This window comes from Bradyrhizobium sp. YCK136 (assembly GCF_044570075.1).
Lineage (GTDB): Bacteria > Pseudomonadota > Alphaproteobacteria > Rhizobiales > Xanthobacteraceae > Bradyrhizobium > Bradyrhizobium diazoefficiens.
In genome coordinates this window covers 7424073-7440065 of sequence record NZ_CP172424.1, presented here as the reverse complement: position 1 = coordinate 7440065, position 15993 = coordinate 7424073, and the positions used below count along the sequence as shown (strand labels likewise).

Here is a 15993-nt window from a genome sequence, read left to right as displayed (position 1 = left end):
GCGATCTATCGCTCCCCATCGGCCATTGGAGCCACCGAAACGCGGAGCCTTGCAGATTGAGCCATCGCCTCGTCAGGTCAGCCCTCATGCTGTTGCTGCTCGCCGTCGCGGTTGTCGCGTCCTGCTCCGATGCGCTTGCATTGGAATGGGGCGTCGGCGGACCGCCGCAGAAGCGCAGGGATCTCGAGCCGATCTTTCAGCTGATGAAGGCGCGAGGGCTGACGCAATACAGGACTGGCCTCAATCTCACGCAGGATGCCGAGCCGGTCGAAGCGCCGATGTTCCGGAAAACCGTCGCGCTGGCCAAAAAATATTCGATCACGCTTCATCCTCTCATCAACTTCCCCTTACGCTATGGCGACCGCACAGACAGGGGGCGCTATCCGAAGGGAGACGGGGAAGCCCTCTACAGGCAGGGTTACGATCGGACCTACGCGTTCGTCCGGCAGTTCAGCACAGATGTCCTCGACTGGGAGCTGGAGAACGAGATCAACCTGCTCGCTCTCGATTCCGACGGGAAAAAGCTGTTCGGGCGCGGGATGACGGCGGCTGACTTCGAAATGCCGGTGATGGAGGATTGGGCCCAGGTGTTGCATGGCGCCTCCGATGCCATCGACCAGATCAATCGCGAGACCGGTAGCCATCTGCGCAAGGTGTTGAACACAACGTCGACGATGCTGGGCTTCCTGGACTTCATGGAGTCCAGGGGCGTGAAATACGACGTGATCTCCTACCACTATTACGAGGTGGCGGGGCAGAATCCGCATCGGCACTGGAATGGACGAAATTTGCCCTTCGACCTGTTCAAGAAGCTCGCGTCCTATCGCCGCCCGGTGACGTTCAACGAGGTTAATTGCGGCGAGATCTACAAGCCGGCCTATGGAAACCAGCCCGGCGATGCTCTGACGGAGCAATGCCTGCGGACGTTGCGGGACACCTTCCAATATCTGAAGAACCAGAAAGACGTCGAGATCGAAAGCGTCATGGTCTACGAGCTGTTCGACGAGCCGCAGAAGAAGCCTCCGGAGAACAGGTTTGGGCTGATGTACGAGATCGACAGGCCCAAGGTCGCGCTCTTTCTGCTCTCGGAGTTTGCGGGCGGCCGTCTGTCGGCTGAAGAATTGACAGAGTTGAGAACCAGGGGACTGTAGCTCTCGGTCTCCGTGCAAAGAGAAGAACCAGCAATGTCCCTACTTGGATCCGACCGCCCCAACGCCGAAAAGTCGGGCAGTATTCTAGGCTTCAACGGACTGCGCGGTCTTTCGGTCGTTCTGGTCTATCTCAATCACAAGTGCGGACTGCAGTTCTACTCAGGCAGCGTCGGCGTCTGGATCTTCTTCATCCTGAGCGGGTTCCTCATCATCGGCGAGCTCAACAGGCAGCGCAGCAAGGCCGAGACGGCCGCGTCCCGGCCTGCAGCGGAGATCGTCACCTTCTGGGTGAAGCGCGCGACGCGCATCTTTCCCGCATATTATGCGCTTCTCGCCATCCTGTTCCTGACCCGGGCGTATTTTCAGCACGCGGGGCCCGACCTCGGCTTCCGCTATCACGTCGTGTACCTGTCCAACTATTGGATCGGCAGCGTCATCGGCGGGACCGCAGGTCCCTTCGGCGTGCTCTGGACGCTCTCGGTCGAGCAGCAGTTTTACGTGGTCGCGCCCTTCCTGTTCATCCTGCTTCCTCTGGAGCGCCATTTCGTCACCTGCATGTGCGTCGTCGCCCTCGGGCTGGTCGGTCATTTCCTGATGTATTCGTCGGGCTTCAATCACACCGCCATCCACACCTTGTCGCCCTGGAATTTCAGCCTGATCGCGTTCGGTGGCGCGATCACGATCCTGCATCTTCACAGGCAAGGATGGGCTCCGAACGGCAACGGCACGTTCGCGTGTCTCCTCATTTTGGCGTTCGCGTTGTGCTCGAACGGCGTGATTTACGACGCGCCTTCGTATCTTTTCCCGGTGATCGACACTGCGATCGGGCTTTGCCTAGTCGCCCTGGTGTGGTGGGTTCGCGCCAACCAGGAAAGTGTCGTTGTTCACGCACTGGAGTGGAAGCCGCTCGAGCATCTCGGGAAGATCAGCTACGGCTTCTATCTCGTGCATAACTTCATCCCGAACCCGCTCGGCAAGGCGCTCACGCTCTATGGCGGGATCTCGGTGCCCAACAGCGTGAAGATCAGCGCGGGCGCAGCCATCGGCTTCGTGATCTCCTACGCGGTCGCGCATGTGTCCTGGAAGTACTTCGAGTCGCCGATCCTGCGCAGCCGCCGCGGGCTGACCAAGTTCTTCCTGCAATACCTGCCCGACAGCCCTTCCCAGGGCGTGCCGCGAACCGAACTCAAATAGGCGAGGTGTTTGCGTGGCGCCGAATGTCGCGGACATCGGCGCACACACCGCGAGCCCCTGCCAACCTCAACGGCTCGTACGAACGCCGTCGCCGTCGGTTGATAGCAGCGATGGCGGACCCGCAGGCCTTTCTCCGCGACGAAATGCGAGAACAGGTCCCGATCGGCTTCCGGCGCCGCGCAAGTGCGTTCGAGCAGCGCGACGCGCGCCTCCATGCCCGCCGCCTGATAGAGCGTGGCGGCGCTGGGGAACAGGCGGGCCTGGAAGATGTCGGCGAAGTCCTGTGTGGCGTAGTCCTTGAGCTCCGGCGAGACCGCGTTGAAGACGCGAAGAGCCAACGGTGCGCGGATGAGCTGGAGCCAGGCCTCGTGCGGCGCGAAGCGATAGGAAAGATCCAGCAACTCCGCTGTTCGCGGCCCGAAGCCGACCTGGCGGATTTCGGCCCAGTAGCGGCCGAACCAGCCCAGTCCTTCCGTCGGTGCGCACGTCAGCAACGCGAGGCTCGTGGACGCGACGGCGTCTGCGTCGATGTCGATCTGCTTCAGATCGCCTGCGCGGGTCGAGTCGTCGGCGATTGCGAGCTGGAGCAGCAGGAGTTCGCGCAGCGTCTTGGCGCTGCATAGCCGGCGGGCGGACGGCAGATTGTCCCCCACGATCCCCCCGTGGGTCGGTCAAAATCCCCCGGGTATGGTCACTTGAAACTCCCCCACCTGATGATCGCCGTCAGCGCCGCTGAACAGCAGTAGCCGGTCAGGCAGGACGTTTATGTTCGACCCCTTTAGCCAGCAAGGGGCCGGGGAGTTGAACGTCTTGAAGCGACATCTGCAAAGCACCGTACTTACATTACTTGATCGCAACACCAGCCAGCGCGAGATTCACCGGCTGACGGGTGTCGATCGCAAGACGATCCGGCGTTATCAGGCGCTGCGGGCCGGTGCGGAGGCAAATTCCCCCGGGGAAGTGACCACCGGCTCGGTGAGCGCGGACGGCCAAATTCCTCCACCCCGACCACCGGCTTTTGGGACATCGGAAGCGACGGTCACCAGCAGCCTGGCCCGTTCGGCTTGCGAAGCGCATCGGACGTGGATCGAAGAACAGGTCCGGCTGAAGCGGAACGCGCAGGCGATTTACCAGGACCTGGTTGATCAATTTGGCTTTCCGTCCAGCTACCAGAGTGTCAAGCGGTTTGTGCGCCGGTTGCGGCACGCTGATCCTGAGCAGTTTGATCGTCTTGAGTTCCTCCCCGGCGAGGAAGCTCAGGTCGACTATGGCGAGGGCGCGCCGACGGTTGATCCGAAGAGCGGGCGGTACCGTCGTCCCCGCCTGTTCGTGATGACGCTACGCTACTCGCGGCGCAGCTTCCGGCGGGTAGTCTGGAAGTCCAGCCAACAAGTCTGGGCGCAGCTCCACGAAGAGGCGTTCCGGTATTTTGGCGGGGTCCCCAGCTATGTCGTGCTCGACAACCTGAAGGAAGGCGTCCTCAAGCCGGATTTGTACGAGCCCCAGCTCAACCCGATTTACAGCGCGATGCTGGCTCATTACGCCGTGGTCGCCGATCCCGCGCGCGTGGCCGATCCAAATCGGAAAGGATGCGTCGAGAATGCGATTCAACATACCCAGGGCACTGCGCTGGCCGGACGGCGCTTCGAGACGCTGGAGGCGCAAAACGAGTTCTTGAGGCACTGGGAGGAGAACTGGGCTTCCAAACGCATCCACGGCAGCACGCGCCGTCAGGTCGAGGCGATGTTCCAGGAAGAGAAGCCGCACCTGCGGCCGCTGCCTGTCGCTCCCTTCCGCATCTTCACCGAAGTCGTCCGGACTGTCTGCGACGACACCACCGTACGCGTCGACAACAGCTATTACGCCGCGCGGCCCGCGCCGATCGGCAGCCAGGTCGTCGTGCGCATCTACACCACCACGATCGAGATCCGTGATCGCCACACCCGTGCGCTGCTGCGTGTTCATTCCCGGATGGCGCACCCCGGTTCTGTCGTCCTGCCGACCAGCGAACGGCCGTTCAACCCGTCGCGGCAAACCGCCGTGCTGCTGGCGAGCGCCGAGCGCATCGGACCGCAGACCAGGGCCTTGTGCCAGCAGGTGTTCGACACCGAAGGGCGCCCCGGACAGCGCGCGATGTGGGGCATTGTCGGGCTGGGCCGGAAGTATCCGGCGCGGCTGGTCGAGCAGGCCTGCGCGCACGCCATCGACAACCGCATCTACCGCTACAAGCACGTGCGTGCGACCGTCGAGCGGTTGTTCGAACAGGCGATCGAGCAGGTTGGAGTGACGCCACAGCCGGCATCGCCGCTCACCCAGGATCATCCGCTGATCCGTACCCCCGCGGAATACGGCGACCTCTTCAGCCGCGCTGTGCGGCGCGACGCCGACGACAATGGTCGGCAGGCCGAGGCTCACGACGATCACGCCACGGCAATCCGCGCTCGTGTCGCCTGCGCAACCCCGGCCAACTCCGGCGCCACGAGCGCTCCCGCTGCACCTTCTCACCTTAAACTGGAGACCTAGCCACATGATGACCATGCCGGAAATTGAGCGTTGCCTACGACAGCTGCGCCTGTCGGGTGTCCGCGACACGCTGCAGACGCGCGTGCTCCAGGCGCAGGGCGCCAACCAGCCCTTCCTCGAGACCTCTCCCTTATCCTGCAGGATGAACTGGACCGTCGTCAGTCCCGTCTTATCGAGCGGCGATACCAGCAATCCGGGCTCGACGAAAAGCTGACGCTCGCCGAGTTCGACTGGTCCTTCAATCCCAAACTGCCACGTCAGACCTGCTTCCAGCTCCACACCCTGGCGTTCATTGCCGCTGGCGAGAACGCTCTGCTTGTTGGCAAACCTGGCACCGGGAAGTCGCACATCGCCAAGGCGATTGCCTATCAGGCGATCCTGCAAAGCCACAAGGTCCAGTATCTTGAGACCGACGACTTCTTTCACCGCTACGCCCTGAACTCTCCGGCACAACGCGAGGTCCGGCTGCGAACCATCATCGACTGCGATCTCCTCGTGCTGGACGATCTATTCCTCGCACGCGCCATCCCCGACGACGCCGGCACTTTGCTGCAGACCCTGATCCATCAGCGTTACAAACTGCGCCGCAGCGTCATCGTCACCTCCAATCGCGTCGTGCAGGATTGGGGGGCATACCTTGGGGACAACACTATGAGCACGACGATCCTCGATCGCCTTATGCATCATTGCCATCTGCTTGAGTTCGACGGACGCAGCTATCGGCTCAAAGAAGCCGCTGAAGCTCTTGCCCGGGAAACAAACTCAAACTAACAGTCCCTTGTCCTGCCTCGCGGGTGGAGGAATTTGACTGACCACACCCGGAGGAATTTGAAGTGACCCGCGGGGATCCGCCTCAAGCGATCGGTTTCATAGCGTTCGCCGCGCGCCACGCGGCCGGCGATCTGCGGGACCGCGGGATTGGTCACATCCGGGACAACCGATGCGACCCAGACCAGCGCGACAGCGGCGAGAGCGATGGTCGAGCCGCGCAGAAGCCAGCGAAACGCGGATCCCGCCGGCTGCTGTGCCGGCGGCTCGGCGCTAGGCGCCCTCGACATAATAGCTGTTGTAGTGCGAGCCCTTGTACGCCTCGATCCGCTTCAGCATCTTCGGATTGGCGCGATTGAGCACGGCGCCCAGGAGCTTCTTCTGGATGCCCTCGGAGCTGGCCATCGATTCCTGGAGCGCATTGCGGCTCGTGCGACCCCACTCGATCACGTAAACCATCGCATCGACGAGGTGGCTGACGGCCTTGGCGTCGGCCACCGGCATCACCGGCGCCAGATCGATGACGATGTACTCATACTCCTCGCGAACCACCGCGAGCAGGTCGGCCATCGACTTCGAGGCAATGACGTCCGCCGAGTTCACCATGCGCGAGGCGACGACGGAGGGCAGGAAGTCGAGCCCGCTCTCCTTGCTGCGCTGGATGTGGTAGCCGAACGAGTGCGGATCCTTGAGGGCTTCGACCAGACCGGTCTTGGAATGTGGAGCCAGCGCCCGCGTCAGCGAGCGAGTGTGAAGGTCGCCGTCGATCAGCAGCGTGCGGTGGCCGGTCAACGCGGTCAGATGACCGAAATTGGCGGCGACCGTGGTTTTTCCTTCCTTCGGCAGGGACGACAGGATGCCGATCACCTTGACCTCGCGCGAGAGGCGCGCGACGTCGATCGACACCTTGATGTTCCGCAGCGTCTCCGCAAACCGCGAGAACGGATGCTCGACGACGTAGCTCGATATGTTTGCTTCCGGATGATCCGCCGAGGCTCTCGCCGGGCGAATGTCGGGAAGGACGCCGAGGCATTTCACCCCGAGCTGGTCCTCGACGTCGTTCGGAGACCGCAGTACGTCGCTCATCAGCTCCTTCGTGAAGGCGGCGCCGAAGCCGAAACAGAGGCCGCCGAGCAGGCCGCCGGCCAGCGCCAGCAGCGTCTTGGGCGAGCTCTTCTTGTCGGGCTTGACCGCCGTGCTGATGATGCGCGCTTCGCTGATCGGGAAGCTCTGGTTCTGCGTCGCGTTCTGAAGCTTCTCGAGGAAGTTGTTGTAGAGGTTGCGATAGGTGTCCGCCGCGCTCTCGAGATCGCGCAGCTTGACCTGCGCCTGGCTGGTGCTGCCAGCCTGGGACACGAGATTCTTGAGGTTGTCCTCGAGTGCCGTCTCGCGGCTCTTGGCGATCTCGTACTCGCTGCGATACGCGTCCGCGATACGGCGCACTTCGTCCGCGATGGCCTTGCGCAGCTCGTCCATGCGGTTGGACAGGTTGACGGCCGCCTGGTGGGTCTTGCCGTAGCGGGTCGACCAATCGGCGTATTGGGCCGCAAGGTCGAGATACTGGGCGCGCAGGCGGGTGATCACGGTGTTGTTGAGGGCGTCCGTCACCGTCGGCTGGACCAGGTCCTTGTCCAGCAACGCCTCGATCCGGTCGAGACGGGCCTTGGCCTCCGCGGTTGCCGCATGCGCGGCGATGAGCTGAGAGTTGACGTCGGCGAGCTGCTGCTCGCTCATCAGGCCCCGGCTGGTGCCGACGATGTTGTTCTGCGCCTTGAACGTTTGCACGGCGCGATCGCTCGCTGTCGCTTGCTCACGCAGCTCGGCGCTGCGTTGCTGGAGCCATTCGCCGGCGCGCTTGGTCGACTGATATTTCGCTTCCAGCGCGCCCACGATGTAGGCGTCCGCGATGGCGTTCGCGATCTGCGCCGCCTTGTTCGGATCGATCGAGCGGAAGTTCATCGAAAGGACATAGGTCGTCAGCACGCGCTCGACTTTGAGATTCTTCTGGAGCAGCTCGACCGCGCCACGCTCGACGCGCTCCTTGCTCGGAGGGCCATCCGATCCGAACATCGCGACGACCTTGCCGATGACCAGCGGAATCAATCCTGGGTCTGAACCGTTGAACTCCGAATCCTCGGTGAGCTTCAGGCGCCGGACGATCGACAGGAGCAGGTCGTCGGACTGGAGAATCTCGACCTGGCTGTCGACGAAGCCCGGGTCGATCAGCGCGTTGGCGGTTCCGCTGTCCTTGTCCAGCACCTGGGTCTGACGCGTATCCATCAGAATGCGCGCATTTGCCGTGTACATCGGCGTCGCAACGATCAGGTAGACGAGAACGAGCGCGAGCGTACCGGCCACGATGGCGACGATCAGCGGCCATTGGCGACGTACGATGTCCAGAGCGCGCTCGGCGCTAAGCGTCGTGCCACCGACCTCGATGGCATATCTCGGACGTTGCGGAAACTGGTCTCGTGGCTGAAACATCTCTGGGAATCTTGAGGTTGTCACTCAGGGAGGGGAACGGGCTTGAACGGGTCGGCGAGTTCGGTCTTCCATTCACCCGACATCAGGCCGGCGCCCTGGCTCGAGCCTGCCGGCTGGTTATTGGCTGTAGATGGGGCAGGGCTCCCCGAAGCGGGCGCAACCGCCGTATCCTGATCCGCGAAATATCCCTTGAGCACGGAGCCGTCGTGCAGCTTGGCGACGAATTCGCTGATCCTGCGCGCGACGTCGGGTTTGGTCGCGACGCAGCGCTCCTCGGCACGGTGAAGCCCGGCGCCGATTGCGATGCGATCGGCCTGGCTCGCCTCGCGCAACATGTCCCGGACCGGCTCGAGCGCCGCGATGTCGGTCACCAGCAGCCCGGTTAGCCGTCCCGAAAGCTTGTCCCTGTCGTTCTTCGACTGCCGCAACAGAACCGAGGGATCCGAGACGAAGGCACTGATCGCGGCCGATGGGGCGCGTTCGCCGCGATCGACGCATTGCGCATGCGCCGGCGTTGCAAACGCTGCGAACAGCGCAACGGCGACGGCAATCGGCGAAGCCCGGAGAGGACCACGCAACAAGCTATCGAGTTTGAGGAGGATCGCGCTCATATCTCGTTGCGAACTATGGATGGCGTATCGATCTAGACCGTAGGTCCTTGATGGCCCAAAACTATGTCAAATTCTTGTGCGGCGCAAAATATAACCCAGCGCGGACCGAATTGCCATCCTCCGCACCGCGATTCAACATCAACGAAGCTGCTGCTGCGATCAGACGCAGATTCAGCAAATGATTGCATCAAGGTCGCATGCCTTAAGCACGATTCTTAGGCAAACGCCATGGTCAAGACAAAGGCGCGAGGGAATGGTCCAGGGACCATCTCCTCGCGCCTGTCGATTGGGGCGGGTAGAGTGGAACGTCGCGCGATCTATTGGACGGTTCGCAGCATCGCGAGACGCGTGGCGCGCAGGCGCTCGCCATGCTCGCCGATCGCGACCCAGAATTGCGGGTTGCCGCCGGACTGCATCGAGATCCACTCATAGTCCGCCGCGTTCCAGGGGCGCACCGAAGCGGAAAGATTGTCGAGAACGAAGTCGCCGTCGGCGAGACGCGCGACCAGCACAAGGTGGCCCCTGCCGCCCGTCAGGACAACTGCAAGTCGCAGCGCCGATCTGGGCCAGCCCATCTCGATCAACTGATGGCGCTTGGTGACCGCGTAGTCGTTGCAATCGCCGGCGGACGGCGCAAGCGTCCAGCGCGCCACCATCGGATTGGTGGATTTCTGCATCGGAGTGATGGACGCGTTGACCGAACTGTTGACCTCGCGCAGCATGCTCATTGCCCGCTCGCCCGAAGGCAGGGTCCGTTCGGCGGTGTCGGCGGCGCATTCGGCGTCGTAGTTCATGCAGAACTTGACGAATTGCAGCGGCGCGAGCGCATTGTCGTACTCGCTGATGAATGCGCGCTTTGCCTGGTTCTGTGAACCGTCGTTCAGCGTGTCGGCCTTGGCTGCCGCACCGGCCGTCGCGACCCCGATCGCAACCAGCGATTTGATAATCCAGCTCATGACATCCCCATTTCGCGTTTTCTTTTTGACGCTACGGGTATCTCACAAACGATTTGAGCTTTGGTTCCGCGGAAATTTACAATTGTAGCGAAATTGGCCGGTCTCGAGACCGGCCGGGCAGGGGTGGTTAATCCGCTGTCAACGCGGCGGTTCCAGTCGTCAACGCGACGGGCTTACGGAGGTCAGAACCGCGGTCGACGTCGCTGCAAACAGCGTTTGCGTCTGCGACTGGGCGCTGCCGCCGCTCTGATTCAGCACCACGGGCACGGTCGAGGTTGCCGCGCCACCGCGCGCCTCCGCGGCGGTCGAGCCCGGTCCGCCTCCGGCAGTGGTTTCGCCCGTCGGATCGGCGCCCGCCGTCACTTCGGTGGCGATATCGCCGGTGATGCTGGTGAACGACTGGATCAGATCGGGATTGTCTGTCTTGAGAACCGCCTGCTGGATCAGCTGGGCAACCTGAGGCTGCGTCAGCACGCAGGTGGAAGCCGCAGTGCCGAGTCCGGCGCCGATGGCGCGGCTCTGATCCGCGCTGCTGGCCTTCGCTAATGAGGCGATGCCCTCGACGGTCTCGGGACGTGCGGTCAAAAGGTCGCGGACAGCCGATGCGAGACCGCCCTGGCCGTCCTTGAACTGATCGAGCAGGCCTCCGGGATTGGCCAGAAAGTCGGTGGCGCGCTCCGCCGAAACGATTCCGGTGTTGGCGACACAGCCTGCACTGACGCCGGTCGCAGCAAATGCAGTCGGCGACCAACCAAATAATGTTAGTGCTCCGACAACCACAGCGAAGCGCTTACCAGAATTCCAACTCATTGCCCTGCCCATTTCCATTCTTTTTACTTTAACTCGATTTGCGCAGATTTGCCACGTTCTTTTCGCAATTGTGACGACAGCGATTGCGCGAGGCCACATCCGACGATAGCCGCGAAAAACACGCCATATCCTGGGATTTGCAGTGAAAAATCGATGCAGCTATGTGATACGCCCAATACGGCGACGCTCGCGCCGATGACGGGTATGTAGCGATCGCGCTTCCTGCGCAAGCTTCCGGTAAGCAAATGGTAAAAGTACCAGAGGCTGACGAGCGCGATCACGGCAAAGGCGGGAATGCCCAATTCGACGGCAATTTCCACCGGCGTGCTGTGGGCGCGATCCCAGATGCCGAGACTGCCGAGCACTGCGGGCCTGTAGGCGGGAAAAACAGCCTCGAAATTGCCGAGCCCGATTCCGAGCAGCCGATGATCGGCGATGATCCCCAATGAGGCCTGGTAGGCTGCAATCCTCTGGGGATCGATCAGCCCATGTTCGACGATTCGCCCTGCGACGAGGCCGCCGACGAGCTGCAGGAGCACGAGCCCTGCAGCCGCCGAGCCGCCAAGGACCAGCCATTTCCGCGATCTGCCGAGTTCGAGCGGCACGAGATAGAGGATGATGGCCAGCACGAATGTGCCGACCGACAGCAGAAGGCCCGCGCGCGATCCCGTCATGGCAAGCGCAATCGTGCAGATCGCGAAGCCCGCGCCAAGCGCCACCGGCGCGGAGAGCATCTGCTCCGGCTGCGCTCGCCAATCCGGTTGCTCCGGCGGCCCGCTCTCCTGGCGGTGCATGGTGCGCAGAAGCGGCACCAGAAACAGCAGGGCGCAGGTGCCCCAGAACGTCGCCGCCGTGTTTCGGTTGACAAACGTTCCCGTGACGAAGCCGGGATAGGCTTCCTTCTGCCGGAATAGGACCACGTCAGGCGCGATCAGCTCCGCCAGGATTCCGTAGAGTGCATACAGGCACCCGGCCCATGCCAGTATTCGTAGCAGTGAACGGGCAGCTCTCGCATCGCTTGCAAGAATCGCCGCGCGCGTGAAGGCGAGTGACAGCAGCAGGACCGACCCGAACGCCAACCACGGTCCGCGTGCGGTCATAGAAAGGCGGTCAGGCAGGGCAAGGCCGAACGACCGTCGCGGCAGTTCCCAGATGGTCGCGGATTGTGCAGGAGGGCCGCTCCACATTTGCAACGTGACGATGACGCCCACTGTCGCGACGGCCACTGCCGCCGGAATCAGCAGCATGGCGTTGCGACGGCTCACCGCTGAGAGATCGGCGGTCAGCAGGCTGCAAACGAGCAGAAAATTCCAGAAGCAAATCCACGCGAGGTCGAGGGATCCGAGCGGAAGTGGCGCCAGCACAAACACGGCTGCGGCGAAAAATCGCGATATCGCGCCCAAAGGCCCCTCTGTCGTTCTGCTCAGCGCCGACGGAGCTATCAGAACCTCGCATGAGATCAAGTTAATGCGAGCTGGCGTGTTGACCGTCATTCGCACGATTGCACGGAATGCGGCGGAGGTTCGCGCGCGCAGCCCTGATCTGTTCCAAACGCAATGCCCGTTGCCTCACGAAAGCTGAATTGAAGTTTATGAGCACGTTGCCGAAGCCGGAGCACAGATGTGTGCGGCTTCTTGCTGCCGCATCTTGTGTGCAGTGTCCGGCGGCGGAGATCGGCGTTTCGGCTCTTTTCAGTTGAATAAACCACCCGGTGGAGGCATTATATTGCACCGCAGCATTTCGCTTTGGTCGAATCGTAGAGCGTCTTTCAAGTGCTAGCTCATCAAACAAAGGCGCACTACGTTCCACTGGACAGCGTCCGCGGCCTCGCCGCCCTCTGCGTGGTCGTCCATCACTTCGTCGGATCGGATCCGCTCGCCGCTGCGCTGCCTCACCGCGCCTGGATCGACGTCGCGTTCTTTCACAATTCCTGGCTCTTCGTCGATTTGTTCTTCGTGCTGAGCGGCATCGTGATCTCGATGAGCTACGTTCAGTCGGAATTCAGCGAGTTCGACTTCCGAACGTTTACCCTGCGTCGGATCGCACGCATCTATCCGCTGCACATCGTCATGCTGTTCGCGTTTCTGGCGTTCCGCCTGATGCGGCTATCGCTGACCGAAATGGGCCTGCTGCACTTCTCCACCAACGAATCAGCGGATCTCCAGGTTAACAACGTGTACTCGTTCGTCGCGAACGTGTTTTTGCTCCATGCCATGGGCGTGCTCGACTATCTGAGCTGGAACGGCCCGAGCTGGAGCATCAGCGCCGAATTCTACACCTACATTGTATTCGCCGGCGTCGTCGTCCTGGCGCAGCGCCTCGGCTACATCAGGCTCGTCTATGTCCTCAGTGCCGTGCTGGCCGTCCTGGGCGCGGCGCTCATCATCTTCGTGCTCAAGAATGAAACGCTTGATTTCCAGACCAACGGCTTCACCCGATGCTTTCTGGGTTTCTTCATCGGCGTGCTCACGCTTCGCTTCGTCACCGGGAGAGGCCGCGCGGTGAGCCCTCTCGTTCAGTCGGTTTGCCAGATTGGACTGGCCGCCGTTGCCGTCGTGCTGGTCTGTGTCGTCGGCTTCGATGAACGGCTCAGCTTCGTCGCGCCGATCGTTTTCGCCGCTCTGCTGGGCTCGCTGATGGCGTTTCCCGAGCGGCTCCTGCCGAAGCTGTTGTCTGTTCGACCCCTGGTGTGGTTGGGCAAGCGCTCCTATTCGATCTACATGGTGCACGCCCTCGTCCTCGTTCTCATCCAGTACTTCGCGCGGGGCGTGGGGCCGGCGCGTCTGCAGATGGTGGACAATCTTCTTCCCGGACTGGCGGCGTCGCTGCTGCTGGCCGTCTTCGTCGTGGCCGTGCTTGCGCTTTCCAACTTCACCTATCTCCGGGTCGAGATGCCCGGTTCGCGGTTCGTGCTTCGGCTGTTCAGCCGCCGTGCCGTTCCCTCTGTTGCCGCGGCGGAGTGAGGCGCGATGTCCAGCAGCTCTTCGGCTCTCCCGAGTTCGGACTGGCGCATCGTCGATCCGGTGCGGATGCCTCTGCATCATCAGCAGGAAGGCAGTGCATTCTTCAATCTCGAGGCGATCGCACTCCTGCTTTATTTCTACCGCGACGCGCTCGCGGGCGCGCTGCGCTATTATCTGGCGGTCCTCAAGATCAGTCCGTTGTGGTTCCTGCCCGACATTTTTGCCCTGGTCTGCATTTTCGCCTTCGTGCAGCGCTACATCCTGATGGGACGGAACCTCGTCGCCATCCTCACGCTGTTCTACATCTGCTTTGCGCTCTACCTCGGATACGTGTTCCTGGGTTATTTCAGCGGCATGATGTCGTCGTTCAAGATGATCGCGCCGGTGTTCGTCGGCTTCTGCTTCTGCGGGCGTAATTTTGGCGATTACGATCGACTACAGCGCTGGCTTCACCCGATTTTCTACCTGACGATCGTCGGGATCATATTGTCGTCTCGCTTCCAGATGCCGTGGGTGGGCTATGCCTACGAGACTTTCGGCACGACGCGGCAGGCGACGCGGCTGTGGTGGTCGGCTTCCGAGACACGTCTGGCGGGACTGGCTGCCGACAGCACGATGGCCGCGTTCTTCGTGTTCATTTCCTTTGTGATCATCTCGGTGCGCCGAAGCCTGCCGTGGTGCTTGTTCTGGACGCCCATCGGTCTCTACGCCATCAAATTGACCACAAACAAGACGTCGCTCGGCGTGATGGTGATCTACGTTCTTTGCCTGATCATCGTTCGTCTCGTTCCCGAGCGGGAGAAGTTTCCCATGCTGCGGCGGATGGCGCTTCTTTCGTTCCTGTCGATCCTGGTGCCGGCGGTGCTGATCGCCTTGTTCTCCGGCAACGGCCTCGTCAGCATGTCGCGCGGCCTGTTCAGCCTGCAGGACCGCGTCAACAACAGCTGGCAGCTGCCGTTCGTCTACATGGCCGATCTCATGCCGGTCGGCTTCTTCGTCGGCTGCGGCCTCGGTTGCTTCAACTATCCGCAGCTGCTGTTCTCGAACAAGCTCAGCTATTACGTCCCGGTGGACAATTTCTACCTCGGCACCTACCTGATGTTCGGGCCGATCTTCGTGGTGTTCATGATCCTGGTCATCCTCGCGGTCGCAAGGACCAGGGACATCTACAAGCTGTCTTTCGCGGTCGCCATGAACCTCTTCACCATCACGGTCTTGGCCTATGGCCCGGCAAGCGGTCTGATCATGCTGGGCGTGGCCTTCAGCGAGGTCTTTGCGCGGGAGAAGGGTGACAGGACCGCCCCGAGCACGGCACCGCTCGCGCCTGACGTCGAGGATCTGGTTTCGCGGCCAGCATGATCGCCATGGTGCTTCATGCAATGAACTGCGGCGCGCAGCGCGGGCTCCGGTCCGTTACCTTCTTTCATCTTGAGATCGGATCGTGGTGGTGAGCGGAGACAGCAGGAATTTCGTAGAGGCGATACAGGGGCTGCGTGGTGTCGCGGCGCTCAGCGTGCTGATCGTGCACCTCCAGGACATGCCGCTTCTGGCGGGCTTCCTGCCCCCCATCTGGCCGTGGCTTGAAGCGACGGTCTACATGGGCGGGCACGGCGTCGAGCTGTTCTTCATGATCAGCGGCTTCCTGATTCCGGCGAGCCTCATGCGCCACCGCAGCGTCGGGAAGTTCTTTCTCGATCGCGCCCTGCGTATCCTTCCCGTGTTCGTGATCCTGCACCTGATCCTGTTCACGGCAGGGCCCCTGGTTGGCTACAAGTTCTTCAAGGGGATCGATCTGCCGACATATCTCAAGCTGTTCCTTGTCAATCTGGCGTTCCTGCCGGACGCACTGGGATTGCCTATCGGCCAGCAGAACGCCTGGACCCTGAGCTACGAATGGGCGTTCTACATCCTGTTCGCGCTGGTCTTCGTGACGGTGGTGCGGCGGAAGAACTGGCTTCTGGCGGCGCCTTTTATCCTGCTCGGTCTCGCGGGCATCGCCTTTCGGCCGATCGCCGCGTTCTTCCTTGTCGGATTGCTGTTCAGTCTCGTCCGCCTGCGGATCCGCGTCGTCGGCTGGCCCGGGTTGCTGGCCGGCATCGTTTGCGGGGCCGCGATGTACGTGTCGATCGAATATGTGCATCCGCTGGTCGGCTTGCTCCCGGGGGCGCTGCTGTTTGGAATGGTCCTTGCTCCAGACTCCGGTGTTGCCGTTGCTCTGAGCGGCAAATTCCTCCAGTTCCTTGGAAAGATCAGCTATAGCCTCTATTTGGTCCATCCTTTTGCGCTATTCCCGTTGCAGGTGATCGGAGTGAAGCTGGCCGCGCACGGAGTCAATCTCTGGCTCCTCTGGGCCGGATTTGCGGGTCTTGGCTTAATTGCCGCGCTGATAGCGGGTACGGTCAGTTATGAGCTGATCGAAGTGCGACTGCGCCGTTTGCTGGATCCGGCGCTGCGAGGACTGTTTTTCGGAGTGCGTCGTGAAGCCCGTTATGTCGCCTGAGCGCATGCGCTCGCCATCGTTTCAGCCGGATCA

Annotated in this window: 11 protein-coding genes and 1 pseudogene; 7 read left to right on the top strand and 5 right to left on the bottom strand. The window is 61.9% G+C overall.

The window, feature by feature from the left end:
* Positions 1–86: 86 nt before the first annotated feature.
* The 4 genes and pseudogenes from ACFLEY_RS35900 to istB all read left to right on the top strand — a co-directional run bounded on the left by ACFLEY_RS35900 (position 87) and on the right by istB (position 5639).
* Entirely contained in the window at positions 87–1151 is a 1065-nt protein-coding gene (locus ACFLEY_RS35900; RefSeq protein WP_396604353.1) for a hypothetical protein, read from the top strand.
* A gap of 33 nt (positions 1152–1184) precedes the next feature.
* Positions 1185–2345, top strand: a complete 1161-nt coding sequence (locus ACFLEY_RS35895; RefSeq protein ID WP_060910776.1) for an acyltransferase — start codon at positions 1185–1187, stop codon at positions 2343–2345.
* A gap of 765 nt (positions 2346–3110) precedes the next feature.
* On the top strand, positions 3111–4868 hold the full coding sequence (gene istA, locus ACFLEY_RS35890; protein WP_100214066.1) for an IS21-like element IS1631 family transposase: 1758 nt from the start codon (positions 3111–3113) through the stop codon (positions 4866–4868).
* A 4-nt stretch (positions 4869–4872) separates the two neighbouring features.
* Positions 4873–5639: pseudogene (istB, locus tag ACFLEY_RS35885) on the top strand (IS21-like element IS1631 family helper ATPase IstB).
* A gap of 270 nt (positions 5640–5909) precedes the next feature.
* On the opposite strand, the gene ACFLEY_RS35880 reads toward istB, so the two are convergent.
* From ACFLEY_RS35880 to ACFLEY_RS35860, 5 genes are all read right to left on the bottom strand, one after another.
* Positions 5910–8120 carry a GNVR domain-containing protein gene (locus ACFLEY_RS35880; protein ID WP_161536154.1) on the bottom strand — a complete coding sequence of 737 codons (2211 nt, stop codon included), beginning with the start codon at positions 8118–8120 and terminating at the stop codon, positions 5910–5912.
* A 20-nt stretch (positions 8121–8140) separates the two neighbouring features.
* Entirely contained in the window at positions 8141–8698 is a 558-nt protein-coding gene (locus ACFLEY_RS35875) for a hypothetical protein (RefSeq protein WP_231166652.1), read from the bottom strand.
* A gap of 350 nt (positions 8699–9048) precedes the next feature.
* Complete coding sequence (locus tag ACFLEY_RS35870; protein WP_060910779.1) at positions 9049–9687, bottom strand: transglutaminase-like cysteine peptidase; 639 nt, start codon at positions 9685–9687, stop codon at positions 9049–9051.
* Between the two features lie 159 nt (positions 9688–9846).
* Positions 9847–10515, bottom strand: coding sequence for a hypothetical protein (locus ACFLEY_RS35865; RefSeq protein WP_236842194.1), 669 nt, complete (start codon positions 10513–10515; stop codon positions 9847–9849).
* Between the two features lie 5 nt (positions 10516–10520).
* Complete coding sequence (locus ACFLEY_RS35860) at positions 10521–11990, bottom strand: O-antigen ligase family protein (RefSeq protein ID WP_396604352.1); 1470 nt, start codon at positions 11988–11990, stop codon at positions 10521–10523.
* 348 nt (positions 11991–12338) lie between these two features.
* Here ACFLEY_RS35860 and ACFLEY_RS35855 point away from each other — a divergent pair, with 348 nt between their 5' ends.
* The 3 genes from ACFLEY_RS35855 to ACFLEY_RS35845 all read left to right on the top strand — a co-directional run bounded on the left by ACFLEY_RS35855 (position 12339) and on the right by ACFLEY_RS35845 (position 15960).
* Entirely contained in the window at positions 12339–13460 is a 1122-nt protein-coding gene (locus tag ACFLEY_RS35855) for an acyltransferase (protein WP_304566146.1), read from the top strand.
* A 6-nt stretch (positions 13461–13466) separates the two neighbouring features.
* Positions 13467–14819, top strand: a complete 1353-nt coding sequence (locus ACFLEY_RS35850; protein WP_060910782.1) for a hypothetical protein — start codon at positions 13467–13469, stop codon at positions 14817–14819.
* 88 nt (positions 14820–14907) lie between these two features.
* Entirely contained in the window at positions 14908–15960 is a 1053-nt protein-coding gene (locus ACFLEY_RS35845) for an acyltransferase (RefSeq protein ID WP_060912943.1), read from the top strand.
* The last annotated feature ends 33 nt before the right edge of the window (positions 15961–15993 follow it).